The sequence below is a fragment of the Pantoea ananatis LMG 2665 genome, from assembly GCF_000710035.2.
GTDB classification, from domain to species: domain Bacteria; phylum Pseudomonadota; class Gammaproteobacteria; order Enterobacterales; family Enterobacteriaceae; genus Pantoea; species Pantoea ananatis.
On record NZ_JMJJ01000001.1, the window covers coordinates 317,712 to 333,106 of the forward strand.

A 15,395-nucleotide genomic window follows, 5' to 3' on the forward strand; every position below is an offset into this window, starting at 1 on the left:
GCTGCTGCTGAAATTTTCAGCGATAATGAATGCTGTGCTCTCATGTTAACAGCAAGCCAAAAGGGCTGCCAAACAGAGAACGCACCACAGGCCGTAAGCGAACATTTATTGGCGTCCAAAGCGTGATTGTGGTATAAAGCGCGCCGACGATTCTCTGTATGGCCGTTAAGGTCAGCGGGAAACGCAATAATCTCACTATGTGTAATAAAACACACATGTATCGACACATACGCCGGGGTGCCTTGAAAGAGGTCGGTTGTATGGGATACATGGAGGCCCAACCCCAATTAAACTAGAGGTAGTAATCATGGCAACTGTTTCCATGCGCGATATGCTCAAGGCTGGTGTTCACTTCGGTCACCAGACCCGTTACTGGTGCCCAAAAATGAAGCCATTCATTTTCGGTGCGCGTAACAAAGTTCACATCATCAACCTTGAGAAAACTGTACCAATGTTCAACGACGCTCTGGCTGAGTTGACCAAAATCTCTTCCCGTAAAGGTAAGATTCTGTTCGTTGGTACTAAGCGCGCTGCTGCCGAAGCGATCAAAGAGTCTGCACTGAGCTGCGACCAGTTCTTCGTAAACCACCGCTGGTTGGGTGGCATGCTGACCAACTGGAAAACCGTTCGTCAGTCTATCAAACGTCTGAAAGAGCTTGAGACTCAGTCTCAGGACGGCACTTTCGACAAACTGACCAAGAAAGAAGCGCTGATGCGCGCTCGTGAACTCGCCAAGCTGGAAAACAGCCTGGGCGGTATCAAAGACATGGGCGGTTTGCCGGATGCACTGTTTGTTGTCGATGCTGACCACGAACACATCGCAATCAAAGAAGCAAACAACCTGGGTATCCCAGTATTTGCTATCGTTGATACTAACTCTGATCCAGATGGCGTTGATTACGTTATCCCAGGTAACGACGATGCGATCCGTGCTATCAACCTGTACCTGACTGCCGTTGCGACCACCGTTCGCGAAGGCCGCTCTCAGGATCTGGCTGAGCAGGCTGAAGAAGCGTCTTTAGAAAACGCTTAATTAAGGTTTGCTCTGCATAAGAGCCCTTAGCATTCAGATGTGATCTGTAAGGGGCCAAACATGGCCCCTTTATTTTATCCAAGTCTGTTACGCCCCTGTTCAGGACGGCGGGACAGAGTAAATTTTCCGCAAATAAGTACCTTCTGACGCACTTGTGCTCAGGTACGAACCGAGGATTCTGGAATGGCTGAAATTACCGCTGCATTGGTAAAAGAACTGCGTGAGCGTACTGGCGCAGGCATGATGGACTGCAAAAAAGCGCTGACTGAAGCGAGCGGCGACATCGAGCTGGCGATTGAAAACATGCGTAAGTCTGGCGCAATTAAAGCAGCGAAAAAAGCGGGTAACGTTGCTGCTGATGGCGTAATCAAAACCAAAATCGTTGGTAACTACGGTGTGATTCTGGAAGTGAACTGCCAGACTGACTTCGTAGCAAAAGACGGCGGTTTCCAGGCGTTTGCTGATAAAGTTCTTGACGCTGCTGCGGCTGACCGTATCACCGACGTTGAAGTGCTGAAAGCACAGTTCGAAGAAGAACGTGTTGCCCTGGTTGCTAAAATCGGCGAGAACATCAACATTCGTCGCGTTGCTCTTCTGGAAGGCGAAGAACTGGGCAGCTACCTGCACGGCGCACGTATCGGCGTTCTGGTTTCTGCCAAAGGCGCTAACGAAGATCTGATCAAACAGATCGCAATGCACGTTGCGGCAAGCAAACCTGAGTTTGTTAAGCCAGAAGACGTTTCTGCGGAAGTGGTTGATAAAGAATACCAGGTTCAGCTGGACATCGCGATGCAGTCTGGTAAGCCAAAAGAGATCGCAGAGAAGATGGTTGAAGGCCGTATGAAGAAATTCACCGGTGAAGTCTCTCTGACCGGTCAGGCATTCGTTATCGATCCAAGCAAAACCGTTGGCCAGGCGCTGAAAGAGCAGGGCGCTGACGTGATCAACTTCATCCGCTTTGAAGTGGGCGAAGGCATCGAAAAAGTTGAGACTGATTTTGCTGCTGAAGTTGCAGCAATGTCCAAACAGTCTTAATGATCTGAAAGAACCGCCAGATGGCGGTTCTTTTTTGTCTGCCACAGGCAAAAGATACGTTTTCAGTTTCATCCCAATAGTAATTCTTTTGCTCTAAGCGGATGATTGATCGGAATTACTTCTTATTCATCATATCTTCCAGGACGAATTGACCATGGCGACCAACGCAAAACCTGTTTATCAACGTATCCTGCTAAAACTCAGTGGCGAAGCACTTCAAGGTGCAGAGGGTTTTGGTATCGACGCGAGCGTGCTTGACCGCATGGCTCAGGAAGTCAAAGAACTGGTCGAGCTGGGTATCCAGGTGGGCGTTGTGATTGGCGGCGGTAACCTGTTCCGCGGAGCCGGCCTGGCGCAGGCGGGCATGAACCGCGTTGTGGGTGACCACATGGGGATGCTTGCTACGGTAATGAACGGCCTGGCGATGCGTGATGCACTGCACCGCGCGTACGTCAATGCCCGTCTGATGTCCGCGATTCCCCTCAACGGCGTTTGCGATAACTACAGCTGGGCAGAAGCCATCAGCCTGTTACGTAATAACCGTGTGGTTATCTTTTCTGCGGGTACGGGCAATCCTTTCTTCACGACGGATTCAGCCGCCTGTCTGCGTGGTATTGAAATCGAAGCGGATGTGGTGCTGAAAGCCACGAAAGTTGACGGTGTTTACTCGGCCGACCCGGTGAAGCACCCTGATGCAACGCTGTATGAAAAACTGACTTATGCGGAAGTGCTGGATCAAGAGCTTAAAGTGATGGATCTCGCCGCGTTTACGCTGGCGCGCGATCACAAACTGCCAATCCGCGTTTTCAATATGAACAAACCTGGCGCATTGCGTCGCGTAGTGATGGGTGAAAAAGAAGGTACCCTGATTACGCATTAATACCCGAGGCGAGATAAAATAAGGTATATTCTGTCAGTGCGGTAATGTTTAGCCGTGCACCAGTCAGGATTATCGATGATTATCGATCCCGCTTCCGGTGATGCCGGAACTGGCCAGGTCAAACCGAATCCAAGGGTTTTAACGTGATTAACGACATTAAAAAAGATGCTGATACGCGCATGGACAAATGCGTCGAGGCATTCAAAACCACTATCAGCAAGGTACGCACAGGCCGTGCTTCACCTTCTCTGCTCGACGGCATTATCGTTGAATATTACGGTACGCCGACGCCACTGCGTCAGCTGGCTTCCGTTACCGTTGAAGACTCCCGCACGCTGAAAATCAACGTGTTTGATCGCTCTCTCGGCCCGGCCGTTGAAAAAGCGATTATGGCGTCCGATCTTGGCCTCAATCCAAACTCAGCGGGTTCGGACATTCGTGTTCCGCTCCCTGCGCTGACGGAAGAGCGTCGTAAAGATCTGATTAAAATCGTACGCGGTGAAGCCGAGCAGGGACGTGTGTCTGTACGTAACGTTCGTCGCGACGCCAACGATAAAATCAAAGCGTTGCTGAAAGATAAAGAAATCAGCGAAGACGACGAACGTCGTTCGCAGGATGAAATCCAGAAAATGACCGATGCGCACATCAAGAAAGTTGATGCGGCACTGGCCGAAAAAGAAGCGGAGTTGATGGACTTCTGATTCCATCATCGCCGACCAAAACGCCGTACAGAGAGGCATTCTGACAGAATGTCACCTCTGGCGGCGTTTTACATTGTGCCCCACGCTTTCACCTCTACATGGACAGCATTATGAAGCGATTAACTCTGCTCGGTTCAACCGGTTCGATAGGCACCAGCACGCTGGCAGTCGTCAGTGCCAATCCTACGCGCTATCAGATCACCGCGCTGGTTGCCGGTAAAAACGTGGCCCTGATGGCTGAGCAGTGCGTACAGTTCCAACCCCGCTATGCGGCGATGGCAGACGAAGAAGCCGCTGTTGCGCTACGTGAGCGACTGAGAGCATTGAAGGTGAAGACTGAAGTGCTCTCCGGCGTTCAGGCAGCCTGTGAACTGGCCGCGCTGGATGAGGTTGACCAGGTGATGGCGGCGATTGTGGGCGCCTCAGGTTTACTGCCCACGTTGGCAGCGATTCGCGCGGGTAAAACCGTCCTGCTGGCGAATAAAGAATCCCTGGTGACGTGCGGCCGTTTATTTATGGAGGCGGTGCGCCAGCATAAGGCGCAGCTGTTGCCGGTAGACAGCGAGCACAATGCGATTTTTCAGAGTTTGCCCGCTACCATCCAGCATCAGTTAGGTTACGCTGACCTGCAGAATAACGGCATTGAGTCGATTATTCTTACGGGATCGGGTGGCCCTTTTCGTGACACAAATTTAGCGGATCTGCGCAATATGTCGCCAGATCAGGCTTGTGCACATCCGAACTGGTCAATGGGGCGTAAAATCTCGGTTGATTCGGCCACCATGATGAATAAAGGTCTTGAATACATTGAAGCTCGTTGGCTGTTCAACGCCAGTGCCGCGCAGATGGAAGTGATTTTGCACCCCCAATCGGTGATCCACTCCATGGTGCGTTACTGCGATGGCAGCGTGCTGGCACAGTTAGGTTCACCTGACATGCGAACCCCTATCGCCCACAGTATGGCCTGGCCAGCGCGTATTCACGCTGGGGTCACACCGCTGGACTTTACCCGCATGTCGGCGCTGACGTTCTCAGAACCTGATTTTGGCCGTTACCCCTGTCTTAAACTGGCAATTGATGCCTGCGAGGCCGGGCAGGCGGCCACCACCACGCTTAATGCTGCCAATGAGATCGCCGTGGCGGCGTTCCTGAATCAGCGAATTCGTTTTACCGATATCGCAGCGTTAAACAGCGCAGTGCTGTCATCGCAGCACGGCCAGGAACCGGATTCAGTGGACGCTGTCATCGAAATCGATCGTATGGCACGCGCCGCTGCGACCGAAATGTTGCCACGCTTCACGGCATAACAACGATTGCGTTGAGGCTATTTGTTCGCTTCAGGTGAAAATGTTATAGTCGCTGGCTCGCGTTTAACGGTCTGTCACCAAATTCGGTGTGGCCTGGCAGACAGTGCCGGGATTTGTACCGGGCGCAATGTATTCAGAAACCACAGCATTTCTGATGAAAGGAATTGATTACGCGTTATGTCGTCTGAAAATCACAACAACACCGATGACCAACAGGGAACCGGTCCACGCCACGTTGCTATCATTATGGATGGCAATGGCCGTTGGGCTAAGAACCAGGGAAAACTGCGTATCTCCGGTCACAAAGCGGGCGTGAAATCAGTACGTCGCGCCGTTAGCTTTGCCGTCAGTAATAATCTTGAAGCGTTAACGCTTTACGCCTTTAGTAGCGAAAACTGGAGCCGTCCTGCGCAGGAAGTCACTGCCTTGATGGAGCTGTTTGTCTGGGCGCTGGACAGTGAAGTGAAAAGCCTGCACAAGCATAATGTTCGCTTACGCATCATTGGCGATATCAGCCGCTTCAGCCCCCGCATTCAGGAACGTGTCCGTCGGGCAGAAGCGCTGACGGAGAATAACGATCGACTCACGCTAAACATTGCTGCGAACTACGGCGGGCGATGGGATATTATCGAAGGCGTTAAAAAGTTGGCTGAACAGGTTCAGGAAGGCTTGTTACGCCCTGATCAGATAACCGAAGAGAGCCTGACGTCGCAACTGTGCATGAACCAGTTGGCGCCAGTGGATTTAGTGATAAGGACCGGGGGAGAGCATCGGATTAGCAACTTCCTGTTGTGGCAAATTGCCTATGCGGAATTCTATTTTACTGATGTGCTCTGGCCGGATTTTGATGAACACGTTTTTGAAGGTGCACTGAATGCATTCTCTCTGCGGGAGCGACGCTTTGGCGGCGCTGCACCAGGCGGCGCCTGAGCAATCTGGGGGTAACCTTTGCTGAAGTCTCGTCTGATCACCGCGCTGATTCTCATCCCGCTGGTGATCGCTGCATTGTTCTGGTTACCGCCTGTTGGCTTTGCAATTATTACGATTATTATCTGCATGCTGGCCGCCTGGGAATGGGGGCAGCTGTCTGGTATGGCATCGCGTCAGCAACGGATCTGGCTCGCGCTGATATGCGGTCTGGCTCTGACGCTGATGCTGTTTACGCTTCCTCCCTACGAACATAACGCGCACCTGCCGCAGGTGGCGGGCTGGCTGTGGGCCTCACTGGCCTGGTGGATTGCTGCGCTGTTACTGGTTCTGTTCTATCCTGCCTCTGCTGCGTTATGGCGGACTTCCCGACCCTTGCGTCTGCTGTTTGGTGCGTTAACGGTCATTCCTTTCTTCTGGGGCATGATGGCGCTCCGCCAGTATCATTACGAAGCCGATCACTTTGCCGGTGCCTGGTGGCTGCTGTTTGTTATGTTTCTGGTATGGGGTGCCGATTCCGGTGCCTACATGTTCGGCAAACTGTTTGGCAAACATAAGCTGGCGCCAAAAGTGTCGCCCGGTAAAACATGGGAAGGTTTTCTGGGCGGACTGATCTCTTCTGCGCTGATTGCCGTCCTGTTCGCCAGTTTTGCGCCGCTTTCCGTTCCCACCGGCACGCTGGTGATCTGCGCCGTGATTTCCACCCTTGCTTCGGTACTGGGCGATCTGACGGAAAGCATGTTTAAACGCGAGGCCGGTATCAAAGACAGCGGGAGCCTGATTCCCGGACATGGCGGTATTCTTGACCGCATCGACAGCCTGACAGCAGCAGTGCCGGTATTTGCCTGTTTATTGCTGTTGGTGTTTCAGACACTTTAAGGGCAAGCGACGATGTTAAGCGTAATCTGGAGTTTTGCCGCATTTATCATTGCACTGGGCGTGTTAATCACCGTGCATGAGTTTGGCCATTTTTGGGTGGCGCGGCGTTGCGGTGTGAGAGTAGAGCGCTTTTCTATCGGCTTTGGCAAGGCGTTATGGCAACGCCGCGATCGTCACGGCACCGAATTTGTGATTGCGCTCATTCCCCTTGGCGGTTATGTCAAAATGCTGGACGAGCGGGTAGAAAGCGTTCCCGCCGAGCTTCGGCACCAGGCGTTTAACAATAAAGCGATTTGGCAGCGCGCGTCTATTATTGCTGCCGGCCCGATTGCCAATTTCCTGTTTGCTATCTTTGCCTACTGGGTCGTGTTCATCCACGGCGTGCCGGGTATTAAACCGGTAGTTGGTGAAATTCTGAACGGTTCGGTCGCCGCAGAAGCGCAAATTACACCCGGGACGGAACTTAAGGCCGTTGACGGTATCGAAACGCCTGACTGGGAAGCTGTGCGCATGGCATTGATCGGTAAAATCGGTGATGCCAGCACAACGTTAACAGTGGGTCGTTTTGGCGAACAGGGGACGCAGCAAAAACAGGTCGATTTGCGCAACTGGCAGTTCGAACCTGATAAGCAGGACCCTGTCGTCGCGCTGGGAATTCGTCCCCGGGGCCCGCAGATTGAAACGACCCTGGCTGAAGTGCAAAAGAATTCGCCTGCCAGTGCAGCCGGTTTGCAAGCTGGCGACAGGATCGTTAAAGTCGATGGTCAGTTATTATCGCAGTGGCAGCCTTTTGCTACCCAGGTTCGGGATAACCCAGGAAAAAGTATTGCTCTTGAGGTCGATCGCAACGGTGAGGCGGTGCAGTTAACCCTGACGCCCGAAGCGAAACCTGGGAACAAAGCACAAGGGTTTGCGGGGGTGATTCCCCGAGTCGTACCGCTGCCAGACGAGTATAAAACGGTAAGACAATATGGTGCGTTTTCAGCCATTGGTGAAGCCAGTGTAAAAACCTGGCAGTTAATGAAGCTGACCGTCTCTATGTTGGGCAAGTTAATAACCGGCGATGTGAAGCTGAACAACCTGAGCGGCCCGATTTCGATTGCGCAAGGTGCAGGTTTGTCAGCCGAGTATGGAATGATTTACTACCTGATGTTCCTGGCGTTGATTAGCGTCAACTTAGGGATCATCAACCTGTTCCCGCTACCGGTTTTAGATGGTGGGCACTTGCTCTTCCTTGCGATTGAAAAGATCAAAGGGGGACCGGTGTCCGAGCGAGTTCAAGACTTTAGTTACCGCATCGGTTCAATACTGCTGGTGATGTTAATGGGGCTTGCACTTTTCAATGATTTCTCACGTTTGTAACCGCTGGAACGCGAGCTTACGTGGGATGTGTTAGGAAAACGCATAATAACGATGGCGATGAAAAAGTTGCTCATAGCGTCGCTGCTGTTTAGCAGCGCCACCGTTTACGGTGCAGACGATTTCGTGGTGAAGGACATTCATTTCGAAGGGCTGCAGCGAGTCGCCGTCGGCGCGGCTCTGCTGAGCATGCCAGTTCGGGTTGGCGATACGGTGAATGACGATGACGTCAGAAATACCATTCGCTCCCTGTTCGCAACTGGCAACTTTGAGGATGTTCAGGTCCTGCGAGATGGTAATACGCTGATTGTTCAGGTCAAAGAACGTCCCACCATCGCCAGCATTACCTTCAGCGGTAACAAAGCGGTTAAAGACGATCAGCTCAAACAAAACCTCGAAGCCTCAGGCGTGCGCGTCGGCGAAGCGCTGGACCGCACCACCATCTCTTCGATTGAGAAGGGCCTGGAAGACTTCTACTACAGCGTGGGCAAATACACCGCCAGCGTTAAAGCCGTAGTCACACCGCTGCCGCGTAACCGCGTCGATTTGAAACTGGTGTTTACCGAAGGTGTTTCTGCCAAAATTCAGCAGATCAATATCGTCGGTAACAAAGCTTTTAGCTCCGACGAGCTCATTTCCCGCTTCCAGTTGCGTGACGAAGTGCCGTGGTGGAACGTGGTGGGCGACCGTAAATACCAGAAGCAGAAACTGGCGGGCGACCTTGAAACCCTGCGCAGCTTCTATCTGGATCGGGGTTATGCGCGTTTCAACATTGATTCGACCCAGGTCAGCCTGACGCCGGATAAGAAAGGCATCTACATCACCGTGAACATTACCGAAGGCGATCAGTACAAGATTGCTGGCGTAATCGTTAACGGCAGCATGGCGGGTCATTCGGCCGAAATCGAACATCTGACCAAAATTCCGGCGGGCGAGCTGTATAACGGCACGAAAGTCACGTCGATGGAAGATGACATTAAGAAACTGCTGGGTCGCTACGGCTATGCCTATCCACGTGTTGTGACACAGCCTGAAATTAACGATGCGGATAAAACCGTTAAGCTGCACATCAACGTCGATGCGGGTAACCGCTACTACGTGCGTAAAGTGCGCTTCGAAGGAAACGATACATCAAAAGATGCCGTACTGCGTCGTGAAATGCGTCAGATGGAAGGCGCCTGGCTGGGCAGCGACCTGGTCGATCAGGGCAAAGAGCGTCTGAATCGTACGGGCTATTTTGAAACCGTTGACGTGGATACGCAGCGCGTTCCCGGCTCACCTGACCAGGTTGACGTGGTCTATAAAGTTAAAGAACGCAATACCGGTACCTTTAACTTTGGCGTCGGCTACGGTACAGAAAGTGGCGTGAGTTTCCAGGTCGGTGTTACCCAGGATAACTGGCTCGGCACCGGTAATACCGTGGGGATTAGCGGCACTAAAAACGATTACCAGACCTATGCAGAATTCTCCCTGACCGATCCCTACTTTACCGTTGACGGTGTGAGTCTGGGCGGCCGGGTGTTCTACAACAACTTTAAGGCCAGCAACGCCGATCTCTCCGGCTATACCAACAGAAGTTACGGTACAGACGGTACATTGGGCTTCCCAATCAACGAGAACAACTCGCTGCGCGTCGGTCTGGGCTATGTCCATAACGACCTGTCTGACATGCGTCCACAGGTTGCGATGTGGCGTTATCTTGACTCGGTCGGTAAGCCACAGCAGTTGAACAGCAACGGCGACTTCTCTGCTGACGACTTCACCTTTAACTATGGCTGGACCTATAACACGCTCGATCGTGGTTTCTTTGCCACCTCAGGTAACCGTACTAACCTGAACGGCAAAGTCACGATTCCAGGTTCAGATAACCAGTTCTACAAAATGACCCTGGACAGCCAGCAGTATGTTCCGATCAATAAAGATCATACCTGGGTTGTGTTAGGTCGCGGTCGTGTGGGCTACGGTGACGGCATTAGCGGTAAAGAGATGCCGTTCTATGAGAACTTCTACGCCGGCGGTTCGAGTACCGTGCGCGGGTTCCAGTCCAATACCATCGGTCCGAAAGCCGCTTACCTGAACAATGGTTCGTCATACTGTAACCTGAGCGATCCGAACGGTATCTGTAAGTCGAGCGATGCAATCGGGGGTAACGCGATGGCGATTGCCAGCCTTGAGCTGATCACGCCAACACCGTTCCTGAGTGAGAAATATTCGAATTCCGTCCGCACTTCGCTGTTTGTGGATGCGGGTACGGTCTGGGATACTAAATGGCAGAACACGGCGGAGACGCGCGCGGCCGGTATTCCTGACTACAGCGATCCGAACAACATTCGCGTTTCGACCGGTGTGTCTTTACAGTGGATGTCACCGCTGGGGCCGTTAGTCTTCTCCTATGCCCAGCCGGTTAAGAAAGTTGAGGGAGATAAGTCAGAGCAGTTCCAGTTTAACATTGGTAAAACCTGGTAATGTTCTGTACAGGGATGTTAAAAAATTAGCTTGCACACGTGGGGCATTGCTATGCTCCACGCTGCAAACATACATGTTGAGGGTAAGGAGTTTATAGTGAAAAAGTTGTTATGTGCAGTTACTCTGGGTGTTGCATTGGCTGCTTCTGCTGGCGCACAGGCGGCGGATAAAGTCGCAACTGTGGATCTGAGTCAGGTTTTCCAGAAATCACCTCAGCGCGCGACTATCACCAAGCAGCTCGAGAGTGAATTCCAGGGACGCGCGGCAGAACTCCGTTCTCAGCACGACAAAATCCAGCAGGAAATGCAGGATCTGCAGCGTAATGCGCCAACCATGAAGGCGAGCGAGCGCAGCAAGAAAGAGAAGCAGATTGACTCTGAGCGTAATGCTTTCCAGGCAAAAGCCGACGCGTTTGAGAAAGACAACCAGACCCGCCAGGTTCAGGAGCGTAACAAGCTGCTGGAAAAAATCCAGACTGCTGTTCAGTCGGTTGCCAAGAGCGGCGGCTATGACCTGGTGCTGAATTCTCAGGCTGTGCTGTATTCGGGTTCTGATGTTAAAGACATCACCGATGAAGTTGCGAAGCAGGTTAAATAATCGATGTCATCAATTCGACTGGCTGATTTAGCCCAGCAGTTGGATGCAGAATTGCACGGAGATGGCGATATCGTCATCTCCGGCATTGCTTCTATGCAATCCGCCACCACTGGTCAAATCACGTTTCTTGCCAACAGCCGTTACCGCGAGCAGCTCGCCCTGATCCAGGCTTCAGCCGTGGTGCTGACGGAAGCGGATCTGGAGTGGTGTAAAACCGCCGCGCTGGTTGTTAAAAACCCCTATCTTACCTATGCGCGAATGGCGCAGTTACTGGATACGACGCCGCAGCCTGCGCAGCACATTGCGCCGAGCGCCGTGATCGATTCCAGCGCCAGACTGGGTGAGAATGTGTCCATCGGCGCCAATGCCGTTATTGAGTCCGACGTGGTACTCGGTGACAACGTGGTCATCGGCCCAGGCTGTTTTGTGGGCAAAAAAACCCGTATCGGCAACGGCTCGCGTTTATGGGCTAACGTCTCGGTTTACCATGAGGTGCAGATTGGTCAGGATTGTCTGATTCAGTCCGGCACAGTGATAGGTTCAGATGGGTTCGGTTATGCTAACGATCGTGGCAACTGGGTGAAAATCCCGCAGTTGGGTTCGGTCATCATTGGCGATCGGGTCGAAATCGGTGCCTGTACCACCATCGATCGTGGTGCGCTGGATAACACTCTGATCGGCAATGGTGTTATCATAGATAACCAATGTCAGATTGCTCACAACGTGGTTATTGGCGACAATACTGCGGTTGCTGGCGGTGTGATCATGGCGGGTAGTTTGAAAATTGGTCGTTATTGTATGATTGGCGGTGCCAGCGTCATTAATGGCCATATGGAAATCTGTGACAAAGTAACCGTAACCGGCATGGGCATGGTTATGCGTCCGATAACAGAACCTGGTGTATACTCCTCAGGCATTCCATTACAGCCCAACAAAACCTGGCGCAAAACTGCAGCGTTGGTGATGAATATCGATGAACTAAGCAAACGCTTAAAAGCAATCGAGCGGAAAGTCGGCAAAGACGACTAGACGCCATCCCATGACAGACCGGCTTTCATAATAACAGTGTTAAGCAGGGAAGCCAGGCGCCACGGAACCTATTTGCGGCCTGCCAACGATCATGATGATCGGTGCAGGCCGTGTTATTGATGTCATCAGATTTTTAGGACAGGAAGAGTATTTTGACTACTGAAACTCATACTCTGCAAATTGAAGAGATTTTAGAGCTGCTGCCGCACCGTTATCCGTTTCTGCTGGTAGATCGCGTGCTGGATTTTGAAGAAAACAAATATCTGCGCGCCGTAAAGAATGTCTCCTTTAACGAGCCGTTTTTCCAGGGGCATTTCCCTGGTAAACCGATTTTTCCCGGCGTTCTGATTCTGGAAGCGATGGCACAGGCCACCGGCATTCTGGCATTTAAAAGCGTGGGTAAACTGGAGCCAGGCGAGCTTTATTATTTTGCTGGCATTGATAATGCCCGTTTCAAGCGTCCGGTCGTACCGGGCGATCAAATGATTATGGAAGTGACCTTCGAGAAAACCCGCCGTGGTCTGACTCGCTTCAATGGCGTAGCGACTGTCGACGGTAAAATCGTCTGTGAAGCGACCATGATGTGTGCCCGTAGCCGGGAGGCATAACTCGTGATTGATCCAACCGCCAACATCCATCCCAGTTCAGTCATCGAAGACGGGGCTGTTATCGGCCCCGGCGTTCATATTGGTCCTTTCTGTTTTGTCGGGGCGAATGTCGAGATTGGTGAGGGAACCGTCCTTAAGTCACACGTGGTGGTAAACGGCCATACGCGTATCGGTAAAGACAACCAGATCTATCAGTTTGCTTCTATCGGTGAAGTGAATCAGGATCTGAAATACGCGGGTGAACCCACCCGTGTTGACATTGGCGATCGTAACCGTATTCGTGAAAGCGTGACCATTCATCGTGGCACGACTCAGGGCACAAATGTCACGGTTGTCGGCAGTGACAATCTGTTGATGGTTAACGTCCATATCGCGCATGACTGTGTCATTGGCAACCGCTGCATTATGGCCAACAATGCGACACTAGGCGGCCATGTCACTGTCGACGATTTCGCCATTATTGGCGGCATGACGGCCGTGCACCAGTGGTGCACCATTGGCGCACATGTGATGGTTGGTGGTTGTTCAGGCGTGGCTCAGGATGTGCCGCCCTATGTCATTGCGCAAGGCAACCATGCCACGCCATTCGGTATCAACATTGAAGGCCTGAAGCGCCGTGGCTTCAGCAAAGAAGCACTGCACGCTATCCGCAACGCCTACAAGTTACTTTATCGCAGCGGCAGAACGCTGGATGAAGTCAAACCGGAAATCGAGGCGATTGCTCAGCAGCACAGCGAAGTGCAGCCTTTCTTTGATTTCTTTGCTCGTTCAACTCGTGGATTAATTCGCTAATTCATGTCAGCGCGTCCCCTTACGATTGCCCTGGTCGCCGGAGAAACCTCTGGCGATATCCTTGGTGCAGGCCTGATTCGGGCATTAAAAGCGCGTCATCCTGATGCCCGTTTTGTTGGCGTCGCGGGTCCGCTAATGCAGGCCGAAGGTTGCGAAGCCTGGTACGAGATGGAAGAGCTGGCGGTGATGGGCATTGTGGAGGTGCTGGGGCGGTTACGGCGTTTATTAAGTATTCGTCGCGATCTTACGCAGCGCTTTACCGCGCTTCAGCCTGACGTCTTTGTCGGTATTGATGCGCCGGATTTCAACATCACGCTGGAAGGCCATCTCAAACGCGCAGGCATTCGCACCATTCATTACGTCAGCCCCTCTGTCTGGGCCTGGCGACAAAAGCGCGTCTTTAAAATCGGCCGCAATACCGATCTGGTATTGGCGTTTCTGCCGTTTGAAAAAGCCTTCTACGACCGTTTCAACGTTCCCTGTCGCTTTATTGGTCATACCATGGCGGATGCCATGCCGTTACAGCCCGATAAGGCCGCCGCTCGCCGCCATCTTGGCATAGACGAGCACGCGCTCTGTCTGGCACTGCTTCCCGGCAGCCGGGGTGCCGAAGTCGAAATGCTGAGTGCGGATTTCCTTAAAACCGCACAGCGTCTGCGTACGCACTATCCGGCGCTGGAAATTGTCGTGCCCTTGGTTAACGCTAAGCGCCGCGAACAGTTTGAAAAAATTAAAGCGGAGGTCGCGCCTGAGCTGCCGATGCACCTGCTGGATGGTCAGGGCAGGGAAGCCATGGTGGCAAGTGATGCTGCGCTACTGGCTTCGGGAACGGCGGCGCTGGAGTGCATGCTGGCAAAATGCCCGATGGTGGTTGGCTACCGCATGAAGCCGTTTACCTTCTGGCTGGCTAAACGACTGGTCAAAACGGATTACGTCTCTTTGCCGAATCTGCTGGCCGGGCGCGAACTGGTCAAAGAGCTGTTGCAGGATGAATGTCAGCCTGAGGCGCTGGCCGCGGCGCTGGATCCGTTGCTGCATGCCAGTCGTGAACGTGAAACGCTGCTGAACACCTTTTATGAACTGCACCAGCAGATCCGCTGGAACGCTGACGAACAAGCCGCAGATGCGGTGCTGGAGCTTGCCAATGGCTGATTTTATCTATCCTGCCGCCGGTTGTATTGCCGGGGTGGACGAAGTCGGGCGCGGGCCATTAGTCGGGGCCGTTGTGACCGCCGCCGTGATCCTCGATCCCGCGAATCCTGTTCCCGGCCTGGCAGACTCCAAAAAACTGTCAGAAAAACGCCGTCTCGCGCTGTTTGATCAAATCAAAGAGAAAGCGCTCGCCTGGAGCCTGGGGCGCGCAGAACCGGACGAGATCGACAATCTTAATATCCTGCACGCCACGATGCTGGCGATGCAGCGCGCGGTCGCTGGCCTGTCCATCACGCCAGACTTTGTGCTGATTGACGGCAATCGCTGTCCGGCGTTGCCGATGCCTTCTCTGGCGGTGGTGAAGGGCGACAGCCTGGTCGCCGAAATCAGTGCCGCCTCCATCATCGCCAAGGTCACGCGCGATCGTGAAATGGCAGAGCTGGATTTGTTGTTTCCGCAGTATGGTTTTGCGCAGCATAAAGGTTATCCTACGGCGTTACACATGGAAAAATTGACGCAGTACGGTGCAACCCCTCATCACCGCCGCAGCTTTGCGCCGGTGCGTAATGCGCTGATTGATGCCGATGTACTGGCGAGCAGCCTGACCACGCTGCGCTAATCCGAACCTGT

Annotated in this window: 15 protein-coding genes; all 15 read left to right on the plus strand. The window is 52.8% G+C overall.

Features of this window, described 5'->3' with window-relative positions; translation table 11 throughout:
- Nucleotides 1–307: 307 nt before the first annotated feature.
- The 15 genes from rpsB to rnhB all read left to right on the plus strand — a co-directional run bounded on the left by rpsB (nucleotide 308) and on the right by rnhB (nucleotide 15,384).
- Nucleotides 308–1,033, plus strand: coding sequence for a 30S ribosomal protein S2 (gene rpsB, locus EL29_RS01365; protein ID WP_014592960.1), 726 nt, complete (start codon nucleotides 308–310; stop codon nucleotides 1,031–1,033).
- 183 nt (nucleotides 1,034–1,216) lie between these two features.
- A complete protein-coding gene (tsf, locus tag EL29_RS01370; RefSeq protein ID WP_013024686.1) occupies nucleotides 1,217–2,068 on the plus strand; it encodes a translation elongation factor Ts in 852 nt (283 codons plus the stop codon).
- A gap of 154 nt (nucleotides 2,069–2,222) precedes the next feature.
- Complete coding sequence (pyrH, locus tag EL29_RS01375; RefSeq protein ID WP_006117760.1) at nucleotides 2,223–2,948, plus strand: UMP kinase; 726 nt, start codon at nucleotides 2,223–2,225, stop codon at nucleotides 2,946–2,948.
- A 143-nt stretch (nucleotides 2,949–3,091) separates the two neighbouring features.
- On the plus strand, nucleotides 3,092–3,649 hold the full coding sequence (gene frr, locus EL29_RS01380) for a ribosome recycling factor (RefSeq protein ID WP_013024688.1): 558 nt from the start codon (nucleotides 3,092–3,094) through the stop codon (nucleotides 3,647–3,649).
- Between the two features lie 110 nt (nucleotides 3,650–3,759).
- Nucleotides 3,760–4,956, plus strand: a complete 1,197-nt coding sequence (gene ispC, locus EL29_RS01385) for a 1-deoxy-D-xylulose-5-phosphate reductoisomerase (protein ID WP_024472048.1) — start codon at nucleotides 3,760–3,762, stop codon at nucleotides 4,954–4,956.
- Between the two features lie 177 nt (nucleotides 4,957–5,133).
- Complete coding sequence (ispU, locus tag EL29_RS01390) at nucleotides 5,134–5,886, plus strand: (2E,6E)-farnesyl-diphosphate-specific ditrans,polycis-undecaprenyl-diphosphate synthase (RefSeq protein WP_013024690.1); 753 nt, start codon at nucleotides 5,134–5,136, stop codon at nucleotides 5,884–5,886.
- Between the two features lie 18 nt (nucleotides 5,887–5,904).
- Complete coding sequence (gene cdsA / locus EL29_RS01395) at nucleotides 5,905–6,762, plus strand: phosphatidate cytidylyltransferase (RefSeq protein ID WP_013024691.1); 858 nt, start codon at nucleotides 5,905–5,907, stop codon at nucleotides 6,760–6,762.
- 12 nt (nucleotides 6,763–6,774) lie between these two features.
- Entirely contained in the window at nucleotides 6,775–8,124 is a 1,350-nt protein-coding gene (rseP, locus tag EL29_RS01400) for a sigma E protease regulator RseP (protein ID WP_022622239.1), read from the plus strand.
- 51 nt (nucleotides 8,125–8,175) lie between these two features.
- The gene (bamA, locus tag EL29_RS01405; protein WP_014592965.1) at nucleotides 8,176–10,587 is read left to right on the plus strand and encodes an outer membrane protein assembly factor BamA; all 2,412 of its coding nucleotides are present in this window, start codon (nucleotides 8,176–8,178) and stop codon (nucleotides 10,585–10,587) included.
- 96 nt (nucleotides 10,588–10,683) lie between these two features.
- Nucleotides 10,684–11,184, plus strand: a complete 501-nt coding sequence (locus EL29_RS01410) for an OmpH family outer membrane protein (protein ID WP_014606549.1) — start codon at nucleotides 10,684–10,686, stop codon at nucleotides 11,182–11,184.
- Nucleotides 11,185–11,187: 3 nt separating this feature from the next.
- Complete coding sequence (lpxD, locus tag EL29_RS01415) at nucleotides 11,188–12,213, plus strand: UDP-3-O-(3-hydroxymyristoyl)glucosamine N-acyltransferase (RefSeq protein ID WP_013024695.1); 1,026 nt, start codon at nucleotides 11,188–11,190, stop codon at nucleotides 12,211–12,213.
- A 152-nt stretch (nucleotides 12,214–12,365) separates the two neighbouring features.
- The gene (gene fabZ / locus EL29_RS01420) at nucleotides 12,366–12,821 is read left to right on the plus strand and encodes a 3-hydroxyacyl-ACP dehydratase FabZ (protein ID WP_006117769.1); all 456 of its coding nucleotides are present in this window, start codon (nucleotides 12,366–12,368) and stop codon (nucleotides 12,819–12,821) included.
- Between the two features lie 3 nt (nucleotides 12,822–12,824).
- Entirely contained in the window at nucleotides 12,825–13,613 is a 789-nt protein-coding gene (lpxA, locus tag EL29_RS01425) for an acyl-ACP--UDP-N-acetylglucosamine O-acyltransferase (protein ID WP_013024697.1), read from the plus strand.
- Nucleotides 13,614–13,616: 3 nt separating this feature from the next.
- Nucleotides 13,617–14,765, plus strand: coding sequence for a lipid-A-disaccharide synthase (gene lpxB, locus EL29_RS01430; RefSeq protein ID WP_013024698.1), 1,149 nt, complete (start codon nucleotides 13,617–13,619; stop codon nucleotides 14,763–14,765).
- A complete protein-coding gene (gene rnhB, locus EL29_RS01435; protein ID WP_014606548.1) occupies nucleotides 14,758–15,384 on the plus strand; it encodes a ribonuclease HII in 627 nt (208 codons plus the stop codon). Before lpxB ends, rnhB begins: the two co-directional genes overlap by 8 nt.
- The last annotated feature ends 11 nt before the right edge of the window (nucleotides 15,385–15,395 follow it).